Source organism: Pseudomonas sp. Z4-7, from assembly GCF_051131965.1.
Classification (GTDB): domain Bacteria; phylum Pseudomonadota; class Gammaproteobacteria; order Pseudomonadales; family Pseudomonadaceae; genus Aquipseudomonas.
This window is the reverse complement of record NZ_CP071642.1, coordinates 1,282,589-1,304,073: the sequence shown is the minus strand read 5'-3', so window position 1 is coordinate 1,304,073 and position 21,485 is coordinate 1,282,589. Positions and strand designations below refer to the sequence as shown.

Sequence of the window (21,485 nt, the reverse complement as noted above, 5' to 3'; positions counted from 1 at the left end):
CCCACAGGGAATCTGTTTTCAACCCTTGTAAACCGTCGATCCCATAAAAAGAAACCGGAGAAACACCATGTCGTTAAGCGTGTTCGACCTGTTCAAGATCGGCATCGGCCCTTCCAGCTCCCACACGGTTGGCCCGATGCGTGCCGCGGCCCGGTTCGCCGAAGGGCTGCGCCGTGATGACCTGCTCAAGACCACTGCCAGCGTCAAAGTCGAGCTGTATGGTTCGCTCGGTGCCACCGGCAAGGGCCATGGCAGTGACAAGGCCGTGCTGCTGGGCCTGGAAGGCGAGCACCCGGATACCGTGGACACCGAAACGGTATCAACCCGGCTCCAGGAGATTCGCAGCAGCGGTCGCCTGAACCTGCTCGGCGAACACCCCATCGAATTCAACGAAAAGCTGCACCTGGCGATGATTCGCAAACCGTTGGCCTTCCACCCCAACGGCATGATCTTCCGCGCCTTCGACGCCGCCGGGCTGCAGGTGCGCAGCCGCGAGTACTACTCGGTAGGCGGCGGTTTTGTGGTGGACGAAGGCGCCGCCGGTGCCGACCGTATCGTCGAGGATGCAACGCCCCTGACCTTCCCGTTCAAGAGCGCCAAGGACCTGCTCGCCCATTGCACCACTTACGGCCTGTCCATCAGCCAGGTGATGCTGACCAACGAAAGTGCCTGGCGCCCCGAAGCCGAAACCCGCGCCGGCCTGCTGAAGATCTGGCAGGTCATGCAGGATTGCGTGGCGGCCGGCTGTCGTAATGAAGGGATCCTGCCGGGCGGGCTGAAGGTCAAGCGACGGGCCGCCGCGCTGCATCGCCAGCTGTGCAAGAATCCCGAAGCGGCATTGCGTGATCCGTTGTCCGTGCTCGACTGGGTCAACCTGTATGCCTTGGCCGTCAACGAAGAAAACGCCTATGGCGGTCGCGTTGTCACCGCGCCGACCAACGGCGCGGCAGGCATCGTTCCGGCCGTACTGCATTACTACATGCGCTTCATTCCCGGGGCCAACGAAGATGGCGTGGTGCGGTTCCTGCTGACCGCCGCCGCCATCGGCATCCTCTACAAGGAAAACGCTTCCATCTCCGGCGCCGAAGTCGGCTGCCAGGGCGAAGTCGGCGTGGCCTGTTCCATGGCGGCCGGCGCACTGTGCGAAGTCTTGGGCGGCACCGTGCAACAAGTGGAAAACGCCGCCGAAATCGGCATGGAACACAACCTCGGCCTGACCTGCGACCCCATCGGTGGCCTCGTCCAGGTGCCCTGCATCGAGCGCAACGCCATGGGCTCGGTGAAAGCCATCAACGCGGTGCGCATGGCCATGCGCGGCGACGGGCATCACTTCGTCTCCCTCGACAAAGTCATCCGCACCATGCGCCAGACCGGCGCCGACATGAAAAGCAAATACAAGGAGACCGCCCGCGGCGGTCTGGCGGTCAACATCATCGAATGCTGATACGCGCCACTTTCATTTTCCAGGAGCTGATATGCCCACCGAACAATTGATGAAAACCCCGCTGCACGCTCTGCACCTTGAGCTGGGCGCGCGCATGGTGCCATTTGCCGGCTACGACATGCCCGTGCAATACCCGCTGGGCGTCATGAAAGAACACCAGCACACCCGTGATCAGGCCGGGCTGTTCGATGTGTCCCACATGGGCCAGATCCGCCTGACCGGCGCCGATGCCGCCAAAGCCCTGGAGACACTGGTGCCGGTGGACATCATCGACCTGCCGGTGGGCATGCAGCGCTACGCCATGTTCACCAACGATAACGGCGGCATCCTTGACGACCTGATGGTCGCCAACCTGGGCAATGGCGAACTGATCCTGGTGGTCAACGCCGCCTGCAAGCATCAGGACCTGGCCCACCTGCAAGCGAAAATCGGCGACCGGTGCAGCATCGAACCGCTGTTCGAAGCCCGCGCCCTGCTCGCCCTGCAAGGCCCGGCCGCCGTCAGCGTACTCGCGCGCCTGGCGCCGGACGTGGCGAAAATGACCTTCATGCAGTTCCAGCGCGTCATGCTGCTGGGCGTGGATTGTTTTGTCAGCCGTTCGGGCTACACCGGCGAAGACGGTTTCGAGATTTCCGTGCCGGCCGCCGACGCGGAAAAACTCGCCCGTGCCTTGCTGGCCGAACCGGAAGTCGCGGCCATTGGCCTCGGTGCCCGCGACTCCCTGCGCCTGGAGGCCGGCCTGTGCCTTTACGGCCACGACATGAACACCGCGACCACGCCGATCGAAGCCAGCCTGCTCTGGGCCATTTCCAAAGTACGCCGTGCCGACGGTGCCCGCGCCGGTGGGTTCCCCGGGGCTGAGACCATCTTCGCCCAACAACAGAGCGGCGTCAGCCGCAAACGCGTCGGCCTTCTGCCCCAGGAACGCACACCGGTGCGCGAAGGCGCGGAGATCGTCAACGAAGCTGGCGAGACCATCGGCACCGTATGCAGCGGCGGTTTCGGCCCGACGCTGGGCGGTCCGTTGGCCATGGGCTATCTGGACAGTGCCTACGTGGCAATGGATACACTGGTCTGGGCCATTGTGCGTGGGAAAAAGGTGCCCATGCTCGTAAGCAAAATGCCATTTGTTGCACAGCGCTACTACCGTGGTTGATTGGCTGTTTCTATAAGTAACGCGGTTGCGTTAAACGTGCACTAATGTGTAACGCAACCGCCATAAAAAGGTGCATGTTTGATATTCAACCGGCTTATAACGTCGGGGAACTATTGGACTAGCCTTTCGAATAAGCCTTCCCCAGCGAAACATCTAAATCGCCAGCAAGCTGAGCAAATCCGGGCCCTTGAGGGGGGTTGTTTTTTCATTGGAAGTTGGCGTAGAGTTTCGTCACTGTGTTTGCATGGGTCGCTTGGATCGTGACCTGGGCAGTAGCCTACGAAGTTAGCTACATCCCGTTCGACGTCATCTTACTTTCCTGCAACCCAGCCCCAGTACTCTTTCGCGTTGAAAGAGGCTGTCATTAATTTAGCGTCAAGGAAATTAAGAAAATGTCTACTCGTCAGAGCGGTACCGTCAAGTGGTTCAACGACGAAAAAGGTTTTGGTTTCATCACCCCTGAAAGCGGTCCGGACCTGTTCGTGCACTTCCGCGCCATCCAGGGCAACGGCTTCAAGAGCCTGAAAGAAGGCCAGAAAGTCACTTTCGTCGCTGTGCAGGGCCAGAAAGGCATGCAGGCTGACGAGGTTCAAGCCGAGGCCTGAGGCTTTCGCAAACTAAAAAGCCCCTGATTGATATCAGGGGCTTTTTTATGGGCGCAAATCCGTAAAATGGCTTCTTTTTTCAGCCGAGGCCGTCATGCCGAAACACCTGCTCACTCCCCAGGGCGATTTTGCACCCGTCGGCCTGGGCCGTCGCCTGGCAGCGATGTTTTATGACTTCCTGCTGTGCACGGCACTGCTGATCGTGACCGGTGGCGTCTACAAGATGATCCAGATGGCGATCATCGGCGAAGAAAAGATGCGCGCCCTCACCGACGCCGGAGCACTGGACGGTGACCCGCTGCTGTCCACCGTATTGCTCTTCGTGCTGTTCGGTTTCTTCGCCAAGTTCTGGACCCACAACGGCCAGACCCTGGGCATGCAGGTCTGGTGTATTCGCGTGCAGAACGCCGATGGCACGGCCATCAGCCTGTGGCAGGCGCTGTTGCGGTTCGTGGTGTCGATTGCGTCGTTGCTGTTGCTGGGGCTGGGCTTTATCTGGGCGCTGTTCGACAAGCGCAAGCGCGGCTGGCATGACATCTACTCGGATACGCAACTGGTGCGGATTCCCAAGAAGACCAAGTAAAGGAACAACCACTGGTCTCGTGGCGAGGGAGCTTGCTCCCGCTCGGCTGCGCAGCAGTCGTAAAAGGCCTGTTTGGTTTATCTGAAGATATGCGGTGCTGGCAGGAGGGGGCTGCTTCGCAGCCCAGCGGGAGCAAGCTCCCTCGCCACAAGAATTCCCCAGGTATCAAGACCTCTCAAAGCTTCAAGCCCTTCAGAGGTCTCAAGACTCCCGGAATCAGGCATTCCCCGCCAACTTCATCCGCGCCGCCTGGGTGAAGTCCAGCATGCGCTTGAGCGGGCGGATCGCCTGGGGGATCAAGGCCGGATCGACGAAGATCTCGTTGCTCCCGTCCTTCAACGCCTGGAGGGTGCGCTCCAGGGTGTTCATCGCCATCCACGGGCAATGCGCGCAACTGCGGCACGCCGCGCCGTTGCCGGCCGTGGGAGCTTCGATGAAAACTTTGTCGGGGCACAGCTGCTGCATCTTGTAGAAGATGCCGCGGTCGGTGGCGACGATCAGCGTCTTGTTCGGCAAGCTTTGCGCCGCAGCGATCAACTGACTGGTGGAGCCCACGGCATCCGCCAGCTCGATCACCGAGGTCGGCGACTCCGGGTGCACCAGGATCGCGGCGTCCGGGTACAGCGCCTTCATGTCTTCCAATTGCTTGGACTTGAACTCCTCGTGGACGATGCAGGCACCGTCCCAGAGCAGCATATCGGCGCCGGTCTTGCGCTGGATGTAGGTCCCCAGGTGCTTGTCCGGGCCCCAGATGATCGTCTCGCCGTTGTCCATCAGGCTCTCGACGATCTCCAGTGCGCAGCTGGACGTCACAACCCAGTCGGCCCGGGCCTTTACCGCCGCCGAAGTGTTGGCGTAGACGACCACGGTGCGCTCCGGATGCTGGTCGCAGAACGCCGAGAACTCATCCACCGGGCAGCCCAGGTCCAGGGAGCAGGTGGCTTCCAGGGTCGGCATCAGCACGCGTTTTTCAGGGTTGAGGATCTTCGCGGTCTCGCCCATGAACTTGACCCCGGCCACCACCACGGTCTTGGCCGGATGGGCGTTGCCGAAGCGGGCCATTTCCAGGGAGTCGGAAACACAGCCCCCGGTCTCCTCGGCCAGGGCCTGGATGATCGGGTCACAGTAGAAATGCGCAACCAGCACCGCGTCCTGAGCCTTGAGCTCGGCGGCGATGGCGGCGCGGTACCAGGCTTCTTGCTCGGCCGTCAGCGGCTTGGGCTGCTTGGCATCGAGGTGGGCCTGGACCAGAAGGCGTTCGGAAATCTGCGTCATGTTCGCAAGACCTATGGGCGCGTTTTGCGCGAAAGTCGAGTATACACCCGGCTCCGGACCACTCGGGTACCGCCGGGAAAGTGGGTATCAATCAGGCACGGGACAGCATGAAGCCGGCAAGGCTACAGAATATCCCGCCGTTGCAAAAGATCATTCTGACCTGTGCCCGGCCACTGCAACGCACCCGTTCCCTCGTGGTGCCAAGCTGACTGAAATGTAATCACCCGCCGCGTCCGGCTGTGTCATCTTCTTTTCAACCCGCACAGGGGCCAGCTCCTGTGCCTGCTTTGAATCGAGCGATGGATTTTCAAACGTCATGCAATCGAAAACTTCCCGGCGAACCTTCGTCAAGGGCCTGACTGCCGGCGGCATCCTTGGTGGCCTGGGCTTGTGGCGCTCGCCCGTCTGGGCCCTTACCAGCCCGGGCCAGCCCAACGTACTGAGCGGCACCGAGTTCGACCTGTTCATCGGCGAAAGCCCGGTCAATTTCACCGGCAACCTGCGCACAGCCCAGACCATCAACGGCGGCATTCCCGGGCCGTTGCTGCGCTGGCGTGAGGGCGACACCGTGACCTTGCGCGTACGCAATCGCCTGCAAGACAGCACTTCGATCCATTGGCACGGCATCCTCCTGCCGGCCAACATGGACGGCGTCCCCGGGCTGAGCTTCAAAGGCATCGAGCCCGGCGGCCTGTATGTCTACCAGTTCAAGGTCCGGCAGAACGGCACCTACTGGTACCACAGCCATTCCGGCTTCCAGGAGCAATCCGGGGTCTATGGCCCGCTGGTCATAGACGCCAGGGAACCCGAGCCTTTCCAGTATGAGCGGGACTACGTGGTCATGCTCACCGACTGGAGCGATGAGGACCCCACCCAAATCATCCGCAAGCTGAAGAAACAATCGGACTACTACAACTACAACAAACGCACGGTCGGCGACTTCATCGACGATGTCGGCAAGAACGGCTGGGCCGCCACCGTGGCCGATCGCAAGATGTGGGCCGAGATGAAGATGAATCCCACCGACCTTGCCGACGTCAGTGGCGCCACCTACACCTATCTCATGAACGGCCAGGCACCGGACATGAACTGGACCGGCCTGTTCAAGCCGGGTGAACGCATCCGCTTGCGTTTCATCAATGGCTCGTCGATGACCTATTTCGATGTGCGCATACCCGGCCTGAAAATGACCGTCGTGGCCTCTGATGGCCAGTACGTCAAACCGGTGAGCGTCGATGAGTTCCGAATCGCCGTGGCGGAAACCTACGACGTCATCATCGAGCCGACGCAGCAAGCCTACACCCTGTTCACCCAGTCCATGGACCGCACCGGCTACGCCCGCGGCACCCTCACGACCCGGGCCGGACTGGCGGCGCCGGTACCACCCCTGGACCCTCGGCCACTGGTGACCATGGACGACATGGGCATGGCCGGCATGGATCACGGATCAATGCAGGGCATGGACCATAGCCAGATGCAGGGCATGGATGACATGACCGGCATGGACCACGGCACCCTGCCAGGTATGGGCGGGATGCAAACCCATCCCGAAACGGAGAACGACAATCCGTTGGTGGACATGCAGGCCATGAGCGTCAAACCCAAGCTCGACGACCCAGGCATGGGCCTGCGCAACAATGGCCGCAAAGTGCTGACCTACGCGGACCTGCGCAGCACCTTTGGCGACCCCGACGGCCGCGAGCCGGGCCGCACGATCGAGCTGCACCTGACCGGGCACATGGAAAAATTCGTCTGGTCGTTCAACGGCGTGAAGTTCAGCGACGCCGCGCCGCTGCTGCTCAAGTACGGCGAGCGCCTGCGCATCGTGTTGATCAACGACACCATGATGACCCACCCCATCCACCTGCACGGCATGTGGAGCGACCTGGAAGACGAAAACGGCCAGTTCATGGTGCGCAAGCACACCATCGACGTACCGCCCGGTTCCAGGCGCAGCTATCGAGTGACCGCCGACGCGCTTGGCCGCTGGGCCTATCACTGCCACCTGCTGTTTCATATGGAAATGGGCATGTTCCGCGAAGTCCGGGTGCAGGAATGAGGAGCCGACCATGATCAGTTTGTTTAAATCCCCCACCCTGCCCATGGCCGCGCTTGCCCTCGGCACCAGCCTGTCAGCCTGGGCAGCAAGCGACACGATGCAAGGCATGGATCACAGCCAGATGCCGGCGATGGACCACAGCCAGATGCAAGGCATGGACTCGATGCAGGGCATGGATTCCATGCAAGCCGCGCCCACCAGCAGCCGCACACCGATCCCCGAACTGACCGCCGCTGACCGCGCCGCCGTCTATGAAGACCACGGTGGCCACGCGGTGCACGACAGCGCCATCAACTCGTTCTTCCTGATCGACCAGCTGGAGTGGCAAGACGCCGATGACGGCAACGCCCTTAGCTGGGATGCCTCCGGCTGGATCGGCGGCGACATCGACCGCTTGTGGCTGCGCTCCGAAGGCGAACGCACCCATGGCAAGACCGAAGAAGCCGAACTCCAGGCCCTCTGGGGCCATGCCATCAGCCCTTGGTGGGATGTGGTGGCCGGCGTGCGCCAGGACTTCAAGCCAGGTGACTCACAGACCTGGGCAGCATTCGGCCTACAAGGCATGGCGCTGTACAACTTCGAAGCCGAGGCCACCGCCTTCATCGGTGAAGATGGCCGGAGCGCGGCGCGCCTGGAGGGCGACTACGACATTCTGCTGACCAATCGGCTGATTCTGCAGCCCACCGCCGAAGCCAACTTCTACGGCAAGAATGACCCTGATCGGGGCGTCGGCTCGGGGTTGTCCGACACCGAAGTGGGGCTGCGGCTGCGCTACGAAATCCGCCGTGAGTTCGCCCCGTACGTTGGCGTGACCTGGAACCGCGTCTACGGCAACACCGCCGACTACGCCCGGGACGAAGGCGAAGACCGCAACGAGGCACGCCTGGTAGTGGGCGTGCGCCTGTGGTTCTGAGGCATTGGCCCTGTTCCATCAATCACTGAAAAACAAGCTGTAGGAGTCCTTGCATGTCATTCATCAAAACCGCTGTCATGGCCGCCGCGCTGTCCACCGGCCTGTTGGCCAGTGGCCTGGCCCAGGCCCATCCGAAACTGCTCTCCTCCAGCCCCGCCGAAGGCGCTGAGGAGGCATCGCCAGCGAAGATCGAGCTGCACTTTTCCGAAAATCTCGTGACCCAATTCTCCGGCGCCAAGCTGATGATGACCGGGATGCCCGGCATGTCGGCGCACGCACCAATGCCCGTGCCAGCCAAGGTATCCGGCAGCGATGATCCGAAAACCATGGTCATTACTCCCCATGCGCCTCTCACCGCCGGCACCTACCAGGCGCAGTGGCGCGCGGTATCGTCAGACACGCACCCGATCACCGGCAATATCACGTTCAAGGTGAAGTGAGTTGACGAGCGACTCGATCAACATCGCGCTGCGCTTTGCCCTCTACCTGGATCTGATGTTGCTGTTCGGCCTGGCTGCGTTTGGCCTTTACAGCCTGCGAGGTCGGGAGCGGGCGTCAGGCGCGGTGTTGCCTTTCGCGTCGTTGCTGGCGACTACGGCCATGCTTGGGATGCTGCTCTCCCTGGGTGCCATGGCGTGCATGACCTGGGCCATGAGCGGAGCTTCGGAGTGGGCGGAGCTGTGGCCGCACTTCGAAATGATGGTGCTGGAAACCGATGTCGGTTTGAGCTGGACGCTGCGCATGGCGGCGTTGTTGCTGGCCGGTTTCGCCGTGACGCTTGATAGCCGCTCGCCAACCGTCAGCCTGGTCCTGGCCATGCTGGGCGGAGCCGTGGCTCTGGCGACGCTGGCCTGGGCAGGGCACGGCGCCATGGACGAAGGCGCACGCCGGAGCTGGCATTTCATCAGCGACTTCCTGCACCTGTGGGCAGCGGGTGGCTGGGTCGGAGCCTTGGCCGCGTTTGCCCTGCTGCTTCGGCAAGCCGAACCTCAGCTGGCGGTACTGGCCCGGACCTTGAGCGGATTTGCCACGGCCGGTGCTGTGATCGTGGCAGTCATCGCGGTGACAGGAGTCGCCAATTATCTGTTCATCGTCGGCCCGAACTTCGCGGGGTTATTCGATAGCACCTATGGTCAGCTGCTGATGCTGAAACTCGGCCTGTTCCTGGCCATGCTGGGGTTCGCCGCGCTGAACCGTTTTCACCTGGGCCCGCTGCTGGAACAGGCCCGGCAGACCGGCGAGCACCGAGCCGCGGTGAGGGCCCTGCGGCGCAGCATGCTGCTGGAGCTTTGTGTAGCGGTGGTTATCCTTGGATTGGTGGCGTGGCTGGGGACGCTAAGCCCAGGGATGGAATAAAGCCCCTCTCACGGCACTCACCGAACCCGTGGCGAGGGAGCTCGCTCCCGCTGGGGGGCGAAGCCGCCCCAAAACCGCCGCACTCGGTCCCCCCACATGCATCGCGCCCATTCTTTTTCAGGTCTGCTTCGCAGCCCAGCGGGAGCAAGCTCCCTCGCCACGAAGGGCGACTGGGTGCGGCATTTGATTATTCGATAAGCCCCGCCGTTTTTCAGTTTGCCCAATGCAGGCCGCCGTAGCCTAAATGTGCTTTGTCTTAGCAAGGCCCCATCATGGAAAACGTCCAAACCACCAGCACCCGCGCCGTCTGGCTGATGGTCAGTATCGTGCTGGTAGCGCTGAACCTGCGCCCCTCGATGGCCGCGGTCGGGCCGCTGCTGTCAGCCATTCGCGGCGAGGTGCCCCTGAGTTTCAGCAGCGCTTCACTGCTGACCATGCTGCCTGTCATGGCGATGGGCGTGGCCATGTTCCTGGGCATGCGCATCGCCCTGCGCATCGGTGAACACCGTACCGTCGTCCTGTCGCTGCTGATCATTGGTATCGCCACGGCATCGCGCTTGTATCTGGACAGCGCCGCCGGGTTGGTCACCAGCGCGGTGGTGGCCGGGCTCGGAATCGCCTTGATCCAGGCCGTGATGCCCGCACTGATCAAGGCGCGCTTCGCCGACAGCGTCTCGCTGCTGATGGGCTTGTATGTCACCTCAATCATGGGCGGCGCGGCGCTTGCCGCCTCGTTTTCACCCTTTGTCCTGGCGCAGACCGGCAGTTGGCGCATCGGCCTGGCGATCTGGGCCTTGCTGGCGCTGGTCGCCTTGGGCTGCTGGTGGGTCCAACGCTGGAGCGTCACGCCCCTGCCCCAAGCCGCATCCCAGCGCCACCAAGCGTTTTTCGGCAACGCCCGGGCCTGGCTGCTGGCGATTTTTTTTGGCTTGGGCACCGCCTCCTATACCTGCGTACTGGCCTGGCTGGCACCGTATTACGTGGAAAAAGGCTGGAGCGAACAGCACGCCGGCCTGCTGCTGGGATTTCTCACGACGATGGAGGTGTTGTCCGGCCTCATCACTCCGGCGATCGCCAACCGCAGTCAGGACAAACGTAAAATCCTGATCGTTCTGCTGGTCATGATCATGGCCGGCTTCTGCGGCCTGATTCTCAATCCGGAGCGCCTCAGCCTGTTATGGCCGAGCCTGTTGGGACTGGGTATCGGCGGGCTGTTCCCCATGAGCCTGATCGTCTCCCTCGATCACCTGGACAACCCACGCCGCGCCGGGGGGCTCACTGCATTCGTGCAGGGCATCGGCTACCTCATCGCCGGGCTGTCACCGCTGATTGCCGGGATGATCCGCGACCGGCTGGGGAGTTTCGAATGGGCCTGGTGGTCGCTCGTGGTGGTCATCGCGCTGATGATGGTAATGGTATTGCGCCTGGACCCGAAACATTACGCAAAGCACATCCGCTAACGATTTCAGGTAGGAGATTTACAGGTTGAAGCTTTAGCTCTCGCTTCCTGGCGCTACTATACCTGCCAGGAATTTTACCTTGTAAGGGAGCTACGCCTTGTCCGTCAGACCTGACAGAACCTTCGCTGAAGTACTCAAGCACACCGTCAGACGCATTCTTTCCTATTGGACCCAGATCACAGTCACCTTAGGCCTGCTCGCAACAGGGCTAGGGTTCATCACACTGTATCTCTATACCCGCACGATTGGACGAATCGATCTGTTCATGCCGTCCATCGATGTGAAGTCCGCACTGTTGGTCTGGGTCGTACTGGTTTTACTGCTGATGCTTTCGTACCTGTTCATCCTCGGAGCAACAACCTGGATGTTCGGCTGCTCGGTTTCGCTGTTTTCAAACCTGAAGGATAACCAGCCGAGGATCGTTTTTTATCTGGCGTTCCCCACTGTCGTTGGATTTAGCGCATTCATCCTGACCACTTTCTTCCTGCCCGCATTAAACGCATGGGCGACATTCTCGGCGTTACTGGTGGTCGTCTTCGTTGCGTGCTTTCTCATGTACGCCTTCACGCCGTTCAAAAAAATCATCAGGAAAAGCATCCTTGTCCAAGCCAGGCTGGATCGAGCCCGCCTGAAACGCCTGGCGCACCATCAGCAGATAAAGCAAAAAAAACAAAAGCCGCAGAAGGCAGCCCGCGCCCCGAAGGTCCGGCTGCCAAAACGGCTTACTGATTCGTGGCAGGCACTCAAAAACAGGACGACGCCGACGTGGCTACGGATGACAGGAGAATGCCAGCGGCTATGGTCATGGGTATGGGCTCGCAAAGGATTCTGGCTCGTCTCCCTGCTCTCGCTCTCCATATTTGTCACTGTGATCTTCGCCGCTTTTCCAATCCTGTTGACGATACGTTCGTATATGGAGAGGGAAACGCCGGACACCGTCCCCTACGTGGCGGGTCTGTCTTGGTTGACACTCATCTTCACCCTGCTGCCAGTCATCATCTTTTATTGTTTCAAGGGGGACATCTACAGGCGTACCTTCAATGGCCTGATGGCAATGATCCTCGCATTCTGCGCCTTTACAATGCTTTCACCAGGCAGTTTGAGCCACATTACCTATATCGCGGCAGAAGGCTTGTCAGTCCGGCAAAAAACGGCAGAACGATATGCGTTGCCAGAAGACATGGAGCTGCAGGACCTGAGCGCCACCCTGTGGAAAACACGTGAGGTTGCCGCGAAAAAAATAGAAGTCGAGGCGTTCCAGTTGTATTCCTTTGGGGACGTACTGCTGCTGTGCCCCAAAGACATGCTGTCGCTTGAACTCAAGGAGCTGAAAAACTACTCGAAGTTCTGTGTCAGCACGCTCAACAGCAAAGTCGTACGAAAACCTCTGTTGCCGGCATTCGCCAGGAAGGCGCCAAATGAATGGTCCTGCCGGGTACCATCATGGCAAATCCACGCAGGACGTTGGCTAGGTTGGGAAGTGCTGGTTCCAGGTATCCATCGCTCCGCTTGGGGCGAGAAGAAAGCGCCAGACCAGGTCAGGTCATAGCGTATCGCTCGCGCTATTCGTCGCAGAGCTGGCATGCGTCCGCTCTGCGACCGTCCAGCCGCAGCACCTGACTCCTCGCTTCTGCGCGGGGGGGTACTTTATTCCAGGCAAAAAAAAATCCGGAAATCCTCACTTACGTGGGCCTTCCAGACTTTTAAAACTACAGAAAATGGTGGGTCGTGTGGGATTCGAACCTACGACCAATTGGTTAAAAGCCAACTGCTCTACCAACTGAGCTAACGACCCTCTGTGTGGTGGCGCGTATAATACTGATTTCTAAGGACTATTCAACACTTAATTTGAAATAAATCAAAAATAAGGGGTTGGATCGCTCACGCCGGCTGCCGCGAAGCCTTCAGCACGCAGACGGCAGCTGTCGCACTTGCCACAAGCACGCCCTTGATCATCGGCCTGATAGCACGAGACGGTAAGGCCGTAGTCGACACCCAGCCTCACCCCCGCCTTGACGATGTCAGCCTTGCTGAGGTTTTGCAGCGGCGCCTGGATACGAAAGCCTTGCCCTTCTACACCGGCCTTGGTCGCCAGGTTGGCCATACGCTCGAAGGCTTCGACGAACTCCGGGCGGCAATCCGGATAACCGGAATAATCCACCGCATTGACACCAATGAAAATGTCACGCGCCCCCAGTACTTCGGCCCAGCCCAACGCCAGGGACAGGAACACGGTATTGCGCGCCGGCACGTAGGTCACCGGAATCCCCTCGCTCGGTGCTTCGGGTACGTCGATGGAACTGTCGGTCAACGCCGAACCGCCGATGCCGTTGAGGTTCAGGCCGATCACCTTGTGTTCGATCACACCCAGGTCTCGTGCCACTCGCTCGGCAGCATGCAGTTCGGCACGGTGGCGCTGGCCATAATCGAAGCTCATGGTGTAGCAGCGATAACCTTCGGCACGGGCCATCGCCACGACAGTCGCCGAGTCCAGGCCACCGGACAGCAGGATGACGGCACGTTTTTCAGAAGTGGTTGATTGTTCAGTCATGTCAGCGCCCCGGCTCGTCGTTCCAAAGATATTTATGCAGCTGCAATTGCAGGCGCACCGGCAAGTTGTCCGCTACCACCCAGTCGGCCAGATCTCGGGCGTTCAGGTCGTGGTGACTCGGCGAGAACAATACCTCGCCGGCGCGCTGATCGAGTCCGTACTGGATCAGCTTGGATACCGCCCAGTCGTAATCTTCCCGCGAACAGATAACAAATTTGACCTGGTCGTTGGACGTCAACAGCTCCATGTTCTCGTAGCGGTTACGATGCGCCTCCTTCGAACCAGGGGTCTTCAGGTCCACGACACGACTGACGCGCGGATCGACAGCCGAGATATCCAAGGCGCCGCTGGTCTCCAGCGAGACCTCATAGCCGGCATCGCACAGTCGCTTGAGTAAAGGAATGGCATTGGGTTGTGCCAATGGCTCACCGCCAGTGACGCAAACATAGCGCGGACGAAAACCTGCGACTTGTTCAACGAGGTCATCGAGGGTGCGCAAGGTACCGCCGCTGAAGGCGTAGGCGCTGTCGCAGTATTGGCAACGCAGCGGGCAACCGGTGAGGCGCACAAAAACAGTGGGCAGCCCGGCCGTCCGCGTTTCACCCTGCAACGAGTAAAAAACTTCGGTAATTCTCAATGTGTCTTGCATAGTCGCCACGGGCGTAACAGCTAAACAGGCTGTCCGCCTCCGTCAGGCACTTCAAGCAACCCCGCCAACGCGTAGATCCCAGGAAGCGTGTTTCAGAAAAAGGGCGTGAATTCTAACGAAAAAACCCGCGACAGGCGCGGGTTTCTTCAAAACGGGTCAAACGGCCTTACATGCGTTGCAGATCGCGCTGGGCCAACTGAGCGGCGGAGGTACCCGGATATTGGGCCACCACCTGCTGCAGAATGCCTTTTACCTTGTCGGTATGACCGAGGCGGCGCTCGACATCAGCGAGCTTGTACAGCGAATCCGGCACTTTGGCATGCTTGGGATACAGCTGCGAGACCTTGGCGAACGCCTGGCCTGCGCCTTGCAGGTCGCCCTTGGCCAGGTTCACTTCGCCCAGCCAGTATTGGGCATTACCCGAATACTGACTATTGGGGTATTTACGCAGGAAAGCGCCGAAGGCCTGGCTGGCCTTGTCGAAATCCTTGGCTTTGATCAGGTCGAAGGCAGCATCGTAATAGAGCTTTTCCTTCGCCGGGTCAGCCGGCTCGCCACCAGCGGCAGGTGCTGCTGGGGCACTTGCCCCGGCGCCTGCGGCTGCACCGGGGGCGTTCAAGTCGCCACCGGCTGGAGAATTCTCAGGAGTCGCGGCAGGTGCAACGCCGGTTCCTATGCGCCGATCAAGATCCTGGTATCGCTCCAGGTTTTCCTGCTTCATGCGCGATACTTCGTTTTGCAGAACTTCAATCGCGCCTTGCTGGCGTGACAGTTGATCCTGCATTTGCTGCAGTTGGTTGAACAGCTCGCCCTGTGCCGAGACAGGGGCCGAAACCCCTCCCCCGGCATAGGCGCCGTTCGTACCGTAACCTGCAGGCGGATAACTGCTCCCGCTATTGTTATAGCCGGCATCGTTATCGACCACAGGAACCGCAGCCCACGCCGCAAGCGGCGCGAGGCTGAGAGCCAGAACAGTTACAGCACGACGGCACGTTCGCATGACGAATTACTTACGCAGTTCGACGCGACGGTTTTGAGCCCAGGACTGCTCGTCGTTGCCGGTAGCAACTGGACGCTCTTCGCCGTAGGAAACCAGTTCCAGCTGAGCTGGGGAAACACCTTGCAGTACCAGGTAGCGCTGAACGGCTTTCGCACGACGCTCGCCCAGTGCCATGTTGTACTCACGAGTACCACGTTCGTCGGTGTTGCCTTCCAGAACAACGCGAGCGCCGTTTGCTTTCAGGTCTTTGGCGTGAACGTCCAGAGCGCGCATGGCTTCTGGCTTCAGGTCCGAGCTGTCGTATTCGAAGTAGAAGGTGGTGATTGCGCGCAGAGCAGCTTCTTCGCTCAGGGAGCCATCAACTGCACCAGTGTTAGCGCCGTAACCAGCGTTTGGATCAACAGCGCCTTCACCGGCGTTGTCGCCGCCTTTGGACGAGCAACCTACAGCTACAGCCATGGCCAGAGCCAGCGCAGCAAATTTACCAAACTTCAGCATTTCCATCGTGAAACTCCTAATGAACCCCAGTGTGTTAAGTAAAACGTATTGCGCCGCGTCAGTTCAGGTAAGGGGACCAGGACGGTTCTCTGACTTCGCCTTGAGCGGTAGGAAGCGGGAGCCTCACGCGTCCATTAATGGACACGAGCATCAAGACTCCCCGGCCCTGCTGGCGGGTGGCGTAGATTACCATGGTGCCGTTGGGCGCAACAGTAGGTGACTCGTCCAGAGTGCTATCAGTGAGGATTTTTACGCTACCGCGCTGCAAATCCTGGGCCGCCACCTTGAAATTGGTGAAACCGTCCTGGCGATGGATCATCACCAGAGTCTTTTCGTCCGCCGAAAGCTTAGGGTTGGCGTTGTAGTTACCGACGAACGTCACGCGCTCGGCACCACCGCCACCGGCGCTGGTCTTGTAGATCTGCGGCTTGCCGCCACGGTCCGAGGTGAAGTAGATGGTCGAGCCATCCTTGCCCCAGAACGGTTCGGTGTTGATGCCCGGGCCGTTGGTCACGCGGGAGATCGAGCGTGAAGCCAGGTTCATCACGTAGATGTCCGGATTACCGTCCTTGGACAGCACGAACGCCAGCCGCGTACCGTCGGGCGACCAGGCAGGCGCGCCGTTCAGGCCTTCGAAGTTGGTGATCTGCTCGCGGCGACCGGTGTCGATGTGCTGGACGAAGATGCGCGGGCGCTTCTGTTCGAACGACACATAGGCGATGCGCTTGCCATCGGGGGCGAAACGCGGCGACAGGATCGGCTCGCGCGATTGCAGCAGGGTCACCGCGCGGGCGCCGTCATAGTCGGAGCGCTGCAGGGTGTAGCGGGTATTTTTCTCGGAGAAGCGTTCGGCGGTCACGTAGAGCATGCGGGTCGAGAACGCGCCCTTGATGCCGGTAAGTTTCTCGAACGACTGGTCGGCGATGTAGTGGGACATGTCACGCAACTGGTCAACGCTGCCCGACACGCTGCCGGTCAGCACTTGCTGCTCGGTGGCGACGTTGAACAAGGCGTACTGCACCTGCAGGCGGCCACCGGCCGGAACGATGCTGCCGACCATGATGTACTGGGCGCCAAGAGCCTTCCAGTCGCGGTAGATGACTTCGCTGGCCTGGGTTGGCAGGCTGATCATGTTCTGCTTGGGAATCGGCGCGTAGTAGCCCGAGTTGCGCAGGTCGTTGCCGATGATTTCCGCCATGTCGTCCGGCAGGACGCTGCCGCCCTGCCAACCGAACGGAACGACGGCGATCGGGGTCGCACGGTCGCTGCCGCTGGTGACCAGGATGTTCTTTTCCTCTGCTACCGCTATCCCTGCCAGGCAGCAGATAACGACAAGCATTGATCGAAGAAGGTTTCTCACAAGGCTAGATCCTCAGGTGTGAATGTCATCTTGAACGAACGATAGGGAGCAAAATCGCTCGGCTTCATTCCTTGCATTTCCGTCAATCGCCCAATGTTCTTGACCGCCGCGACCGCCGAAGCGTCGAACGGACCATCGCCACTGGACTTGGCCACGCTGACCGAGGTAACCGTACCGTCGGGCAACATGCCGATTTGTAATACTACCGTCATGCCTTTGCGCGCCGAAGGAGGACGAGCCCAGCCTTCCGCCGCCCGGGCGCGAATCAGATCGTCGAAGCTGCCGGCGACTTCATCGCCCTGCTCGTCGGCCAAGGCCTGCTGACGCTCCGGCGTGTCGGAAAGCAAATCTGCCAGGGCCTGGGCCTTTTTCTCTTCGGCGGATTTACGCGCTGCGTCCTGGGCCTTCTTCTTGGCGGCGTCGGCGGCGGCTTTCTTCTTCGCGTCTTCGGCGACTTTCTTTTTCGCCTCTTCAGCTTCAGCTTTCTTCTTGGCGTCTTCGGCCGCTTTTTTCTTCGCGTCCTCGACAATCTTTTTCTTCGCTTCTTCAGCGGCCGCTTTCTTGGCCTCTTCTTCAGCGGCTTTCTTGGCTTCTTCTTCGGCTTTCTTCTTGGCTATATCAGCCAATTGTTTCTCTTCTGCCTTTTTCGCTTCGGCGGTTTTCTTCGCCTCGTCGGCTTTCTTGGCTTCGTCGGCCTTTTTGGCCTCGTCCGCTTTTTTCGCCTCATCGGCCTTCTTGGCTTCTTCGGCCTTTTGAGCAGCTTCCTCTTTCTTTTGTTCCGCTGCTCTCACCGCTTCCTGCTCGACCTTCTTCTGCTCCATCTGCTCGACTTCGGTCTGGCGCGCGGCGGATTTCTTCGCCTCGCCGGCAAGCTTCTGGTTGGTCTGCGTGGTGGCCTGGCTTTTCGATTTGAGCTGGTACAGGGTCGCCTGCACGATCGGCTTGGCCGGCGGCAGCTCCGGTGTCATGGCAAAACTGACGAACAGCATGCCGAATACCAGCACATGCAGGCCGATTGCCAGGACACTAGGCCAGAAGTAGCTTTCCGAGGCGGACGGCTCTCGCTGTTGCTGCATCAGGGCGCCTCGGTGATCAAGCCAACATTACCGACCCCGGCTTTCTGCAGGCCGCCCATGGCGCCCATCACGGCACCGTAGTCGACGGTCTTGTCGCCGCGAATGAAGACCTGGGTGCGCTTGCCGTTGCTGTTGCCGGCATTGATGATCTTGGTCACCGCATCGGTCATCTGCGGCAGGGTCATGGCCCGGTCCTGCTGCTTCTCGGTGTCGACTTCGCTGCCAAGGTTCCAGTAATAAGTCTTGTCGGCCTTGATCGAAATGGTCAGGACCTGGGTGTTGTTGTCCTGCGGCAAGGCTTCGCTGGAAACCTTGGGCAGATCGACCTTCACGCCCTGATTGAGCATCGGCGCGGTCACCATGAAGATGACCAGCAGCACCAGCATCACGTCGATGTAAGGCACCACGTTCATCTCGGCAACCGGCTTGCGCTTGTTTCGGGCTCGAGCGATTAAAGCCATCGGGAAATACCTGCTTATTCTTCGCTGGTGTGCACTTTGCGGTGCAGGATCGCCTGGAATTCATCGGCGAAGGTGTAGTAACGGCTGGTCAGCGTTTCGCTGCGAGCCGCGAAACGGTTGTAGGCGATCACGGCCGGTATCGCCGCGAACAGGCCGATGGCGGTGGCGATCAGCGCCTCGGCGATACCCGGGGCGACGGTAGCCAGCGTCGCCTGCTGGGCGGAAGCCAGGCCACGGAACGAGTTCATGATCCCCCACACGGTGCCGAACAGGCCGATGTACGGGCTGACCGAACCGACGGTAGCCAGGTACGGCAGGCCCTGTTCGAGTTTTTCTTCCTCGCGGGATATGGCGACGCGCATGGCGCGGGCCACACCTTCCATCACCGCTTCAGGGTCTACGCCCGGCTGCTGGCGCAGACGGGAGAATTCCTTGAAGCCTGCACGGAAGATCTGCTCGACGCCGGAATCCGGGTCCGGATTGCTGCCGGCCTGGCGATAGAGTTTGGACAGGTCGATGCCGGACCAGAAGCGCTCTTCGAAGCTCTCCAGGGCACGGCGACCGGCACGCAGCATGTTGCTGCGCTGAAAAATCATGATCCATGAGGTCACCGATGCGGCTACCAGGATCAGCATTACCAGTTGCACCACGACGCTGGCATTGCTGACCAGGCTCCACATGGAGGAATGGTCGACGACGTTAGCTTCCACGCTTTATCTCCTGCTCTGAGTGTGTACCCGCGCCGCTCACGCCGGCAAAGGCCGCGCGTAGAGCTTCGGGAATGGCCCGGGGTTTCAAACTATGGGTGCGCACACAGGCCACCAAAAACTGCCCTTCGCAGAGCAGCACATTATCCGCAGCCCGCCTGACCTGCTGCTTGAAGCGCAGGCTGACGCGGTTCAATTCGATGACATCGGCAGTCACCACCAGCTCGTCGTCCAGTCGCGCCGGCGCGTGGTAGCGCGCTTCGCTGGAATGCACGACGAATAACAGGTCCTCCCCTGCCAGCGCGGATTGGGCAAAACCCAGTTCCCGCAGCCGTTCGGTTCGAGCCCGTTCCATAAACTTGAGGTAATTGACGTAGTAAACGATGCCGCCGGCATCGGTGTCCTCGTAATAAACGCGACAGCGATGTGCGAACGACTCAAGCCCGTTTTGCGCGCGCATACTCTAGTGCTTACTCCTCGGGTTGCCAATCCGGCCAGGCAACTGTTTTTTCATTCTTGAACGCATTGACGCTCCAGGCGTGGTCTGGGACAGCACGAAGCGGAAAAAAGTCGGGATACAGAGCGGGCTCAATCGTCCACCGCATCGAGAAATTCGTCTACCACCGGCATCTCACCCATTCGTGTCGGGATGTTTAAGCCGAAGTGCAGATAAGCATGACGGGTCACCACGCGTCCGCGGGGCGTGCGCATGATATAGCCCTGCTGGATCAGGTACGGTTCCAGCACGTCCTCGATGGTGTGGCGCTCTTCGCTGATGGCGGCCGCCAGGCTGTCCACGCCCACCGGGCCACCGTCGAATTTCTCGATCATGGTCAGCAGCAGGCGCCGGTCCTGGTGGTCGAAGCCGCGCTCGTCGATGTCCAGCAAGTTCAAGGCCAGGCCGGCGATCGGCTTGGTGATGTGGCCCTTGGCCCGCACTTCGGCAAAGTCGCGGACCCGACGCAGGAGGCGGTTGGCGATCCGCGGCGTCCCCCGCGCCCGACGAGCGATCTCATAGGCGCCGTCAGGGTCCAGCGGCAGCCCGAGGATGCCCGCCGAACGGCTGACAATCGTCGCCAGGTCGGCGTTGTTGTAGAACTCCAGCCGCTGGACGATACCGAACCGGTCGCGCAGCGGGTTGGTCAGCATCCCGGCGCGGGTGGTGGCGCCCACCAGGGTAAAGGGCGGCAGGTCCAGCTTGATGGAGCGCGCCGCCGGCCCTTCGCCGATCATGATGTCGAGCTGGAAATCCTCCATGGCCGGGTACAACACTTCCTCGACGATCGGCGACAGCCGGTGGATTTCGTCGATGAACAGCACATCATGAGGCTCAAGATTGGTCAGCAGCGCCGCCAGGTCACCCGGCCGTTCGAGAACCGGGCCGGACGTGCTCTTGATCGACACGCCCATTTCCTGGGCAATGATATTGGCCAGGGTGGTCTTGCCCAGGCCCGGCGGGCCGAAGATCAGTGTGTGGTCCAGCGACTCGCTGCGCCCGCGGGCCGCCTGGATGAACAGCTCCATCTGCTCGCGCACGGTCGGCTGGCCAATGTAATCGGCGAGGCTGACGGGACGAATCGCACGGTCCTGGATTTCCTCGCGGTCACGGGGCGCGCCCGTGGCGGCGATCAGACGATCGGCTTCAATCACTTAAATCATTCCCTTCAGGGCGCGGCGAATCATGTCTTCGGTACTCAAGCCTTTTTCCTTGATCGCGGAGATCGCCTTGCTGGCTTCCTGCGGCTTGTAGCCCAAGGAAATCAGCGCGGTGACCGCATCGTTTTCAGCGCTGACCGCCGGCATCGGCGCATCCGGCTGGTTCGGCACCAGGGCGAACATTGCTGGCACCGTTTCCCAGGCCTTGAAGCGATCCTTGAGCTCGACCAACAGGCGCTCGGCGGTTTTCTTGCCGACCCCCGGCACCTTGGTCAGGGCCGAGGTGTCCTGGGACTGCACGCAACGAATCAGCTCATCGACTTCCAGGCTGGACATCAAGGCCAGCGCCAGCTTCGGGCCGACGCCATTGAGCCGGATCAGCTCGCGAAAGAAATCCCGCTCGCGCTTGGCGAAGAAACCATAGAGTAACTGGGCATCTTCACGCACGACCAGATGAGTGTGAAGCGTCAGTGGCTCACCGACCGACGGCAAGCGATACAGGGTGGTCATGGGCACTTCCAGCTCATAACCGAGGCCGTTTACATCCAGAATCAGGTGCGGCGGCTGTTTTTCAGCCAGGGTGCCGCGCAAGCGTCCAATCACGTTTCAGGTCCTTGGGCGTTGGCCAGCCCGCTGGCTGGCGAATAACAGCCCAGGCAGGAAGGCCGACGACACA

Annotated in this window: 22 protein-coding genes and 1 tRNA gene; 10 read left to right on the top strand and 13 right to left on the bottom strand. The window is 60.5% G+C overall.

The genetic code is table 11. The features are described from left to right. Nucleotides 1-67 precede the first annotated feature (67 nt). The 4 genes from J3P91_RS05650 (at nt 68) to J3P91_RS05635 (ending at nt 3,788) form a co-directional block, all read left to right on the top strand. Entirely contained in the window at nt 68-1,444 is a 1,377-nt protein-coding gene (locus J3P91_RS05650; RefSeq protein WP_434569617.1) for an L-serine ammonia-lyase, read from the top strand. Nucleotides 1,445-1,475: 31 nt separating this feature from the next. Further along, entirely contained in the window at nt 1,476-2,600 is a 1,125-nt protein-coding gene (gene gcvT / locus J3P91_RS05645; RefSeq protein ID WP_434602962.1) for a glycine cleavage system aminomethyltransferase GcvT, read from the top strand. Nucleotides 2,601-2,992: 392 nt separating this feature from the next. Beyond that, nucleotides 2,993-3,205 (top strand): cold-shock protein, encoded by a 213-nt coding sequence (locus J3P91_RS05640; RefSeq protein WP_003227496.1) that lies wholly within the window; start codon nt 2,993-2,995, stop codon nt 3,203-3,205. Between the two features lie 94 nt (nt 3,206-3,299). Then, nucleotides 3,300-3,788: an RDD family protein gene (locus J3P91_RS05635; protein WP_434602961.1), complete on the top strand. Its 489-nt coding sequence runs from the start codon at nt 3,300-3,302 to the stop codon at nt 3,786-3,788. Between the two features lie 216 nt (nt 3,789-4,004). Here J3P91_RS05635 and nadA read toward each other — a convergent pair whose 3' ends face one another. Then, complete coding sequence (gene nadA, locus J3P91_RS05630; RefSeq protein WP_305496382.1) at nt 4,005-5,063, bottom strand: quinolinate synthase NadA; 1,059 nt, start codon at nt 5,061-5,063, stop codon at nt 4,005-4,007. 316 nt (nt 5,064-5,379) lie between these two features. On the opposite strand from nadA, the gene J3P91_RS05625 reads away from it, so the two are divergent. From J3P91_RS05625 to J3P91_RS05600, 6 genes are all read left to right on the top strand, one after another. Beyond that, the gene (locus J3P91_RS05625) at nt 5,380-7,122 is read left to right on the top strand and encodes a copper resistance system multicopper oxidase (RefSeq protein ID WP_434602960.1); all 1,743 of its coding nucleotides are present in this window, start codon (nt 5,380-5,382) and stop codon (nt 7,120-7,122) included. A 43-nt stretch (nt 7,123-7,165) separates the two neighbouring features. Continuing rightward, entirely contained in the window at nt 7,166-8,035 is an 870-nt protein-coding gene (locus tag J3P91_RS05620; protein ID WP_434605006.1) for a copper resistance protein B, read from the top strand. Between the two features lie 53 nt (nt 8,036-8,088). Continuing rightward, the gene (copC, locus tag J3P91_RS05615) at nt 8,089-8,475 is read left to right on the top strand and encodes a copper homeostasis periplasmic binding protein CopC (protein ID WP_434602959.1); all 387 of its coding nucleotides are present in this window, start codon (nt 8,089-8,091) and stop codon (nt 8,473-8,475) included. Nucleotides 8,476-8,530: 55 nt separating this feature from the next. Further along, nucleotides 8,531-9,391, top strand: coding sequence for a copper homeostasis membrane protein CopD (gene copD / locus J3P91_RS05610; protein ID WP_434605004.1), 861 nt, complete (start codon nt 8,531-8,533; stop codon nt 9,389-9,391). Nucleotides 9,392-9,663: 272 nt separating this feature from the next. Then, complete coding sequence (locus tag J3P91_RS05605) at nt 9,664-10,851, top strand: cyanate transporter (protein WP_434569623.1); 1,188 nt, start codon at nt 9,664-9,666, stop codon at nt 10,849-10,851. A gap of 97 nt (nt 10,852-10,948) precedes the next feature. After that, the gene (locus tag J3P91_RS05600) at nt 10,949-12,400 is read left to right on the top strand and encodes a hypothetical protein (protein ID WP_434602958.1); all 1,452 of its coding nucleotides are present in this window, start codon (nt 10,949-10,951) and stop codon (nt 12,398-12,400) included. A 170-nt stretch (nt 12,401-12,570) separates the two neighbouring features. Here J3P91_RS05600 and J3P91_RS05595 read toward each other — a convergent pair. The 12 genes from J3P91_RS05595 to ruvA form a co-directional block, all read right to left on the bottom strand. Beyond that, a tRNA-Lys gene (locus J3P91_RS05595) sits at nt 12,571-12,646 on the bottom strand. Between the two features lie 63 nt (nt 12,647-12,709). Beyond that, nucleotides 12,710-13,402: a 7-cyano-7-deazaguanine synthase QueC gene (gene queC / locus J3P91_RS05590; RefSeq protein WP_434602957.1), complete on the bottom strand. Its 693-nt coding sequence runs from the start codon at nt 13,400-13,402 to the stop codon at nt 12,710-12,712. A gap of 1 nt (nt 13,403) precedes the next feature. After that, nucleotides 13,404-14,051: a 7-carboxy-7-deazaguanine synthase QueE gene (queE, locus tag J3P91_RS05585; protein ID WP_434602956.1), complete on the bottom strand. Its 648-nt coding sequence runs from the start codon at nt 14,049-14,051 to the stop codon at nt 13,404-13,406. A 166-nt stretch (nt 14,052-14,217) separates the two neighbouring features. After that, complete coding sequence (ybgF, locus tag J3P91_RS05580) at nt 14,218-15,051, bottom strand: tol-pal system protein YbgF (protein ID WP_434569627.1); 834 nt, start codon at nt 15,049-15,051, stop codon at nt 14,218-14,220. 6 nt (nt 15,052-15,057) lie between these two features. Then, on the bottom strand, nt 15,058-15,555 hold the full coding sequence (pal, locus tag J3P91_RS05575) for a peptidoglycan-associated lipoprotein Pal (protein ID WP_003178634.1): 498 nt from the start codon (nt 15,553-15,555) through the stop codon (nt 15,058-15,060). Between the two features lie 52 nt (nt 15,556-15,607). Continuing rightward, nucleotides 15,608-16,909, bottom strand: coding sequence for a Tol-Pal system beta propeller repeat protein TolB (tolB, locus tag J3P91_RS05570; RefSeq protein ID WP_370870988.1), 1,302 nt, complete (start codon nt 16,907-16,909; stop codon nt 15,608-15,610). Beyond that, on the bottom strand, nt 16,906-17,985 hold the full coding sequence (gene tolA, locus J3P91_RS05565) for a cell envelope integrity protein TolA (protein WP_186611664.1): 1,080 nt from the start codon (nt 17,983-17,985) through the stop codon (nt 16,906-16,908). Before tolA ends, tolB begins: the two co-directional genes overlap by 4 nt. Beyond that, complete coding sequence (gene tolR, locus J3P91_RS05560) at nt 17,985-18,437, bottom strand: protein TolR (protein ID WP_162254906.1); 453 nt, start codon at nt 18,435-18,437, stop codon at nt 17,985-17,987. Before tolR ends, tolA begins: the two co-directional genes overlap by 1 nt. A 23-nt stretch (nt 18,438-18,460) precedes the next feature. Further along, entirely contained in the window at nt 18,461-19,156 is a 696-nt protein-coding gene (gene tolQ, locus J3P91_RS05555; RefSeq protein ID WP_305496399.1) for a protein TolQ, read from the bottom strand. Then, the gene (ybgC, locus tag J3P91_RS05550; RefSeq protein WP_030140799.1) at nt 19,146-19,613 is read right to left on the bottom strand and encodes a tol-pal system-associated acyl-CoA thioesterase; all 468 of its coding nucleotides are present in this window, start codon (nt 19,611-19,613) and stop codon (nt 19,146-19,148) included. Before ybgC ends, tolQ begins: the two co-directional genes overlap by 11 nt. Before the next feature lie 128 nt (nt 19,614-19,741). Further along, entirely contained in the window at nt 19,742-20,803 is a 1,062-nt protein-coding gene (gene ruvB / locus J3P91_RS05545; RefSeq protein ID WP_434602955.1) for a Holliday junction branch migration DNA helicase RuvB, read from the bottom strand. After that, complete coding sequence (gene ruvA / locus J3P91_RS05540; RefSeq protein WP_434569629.1) at nt 20,804-21,412, bottom strand: Holliday junction branch migration protein RuvA; 609 nt, start codon at nt 21,410-21,412, stop codon at nt 20,804-20,806. Nucleotides 21,413-21,485: the final 73 nt, after the last annotated feature.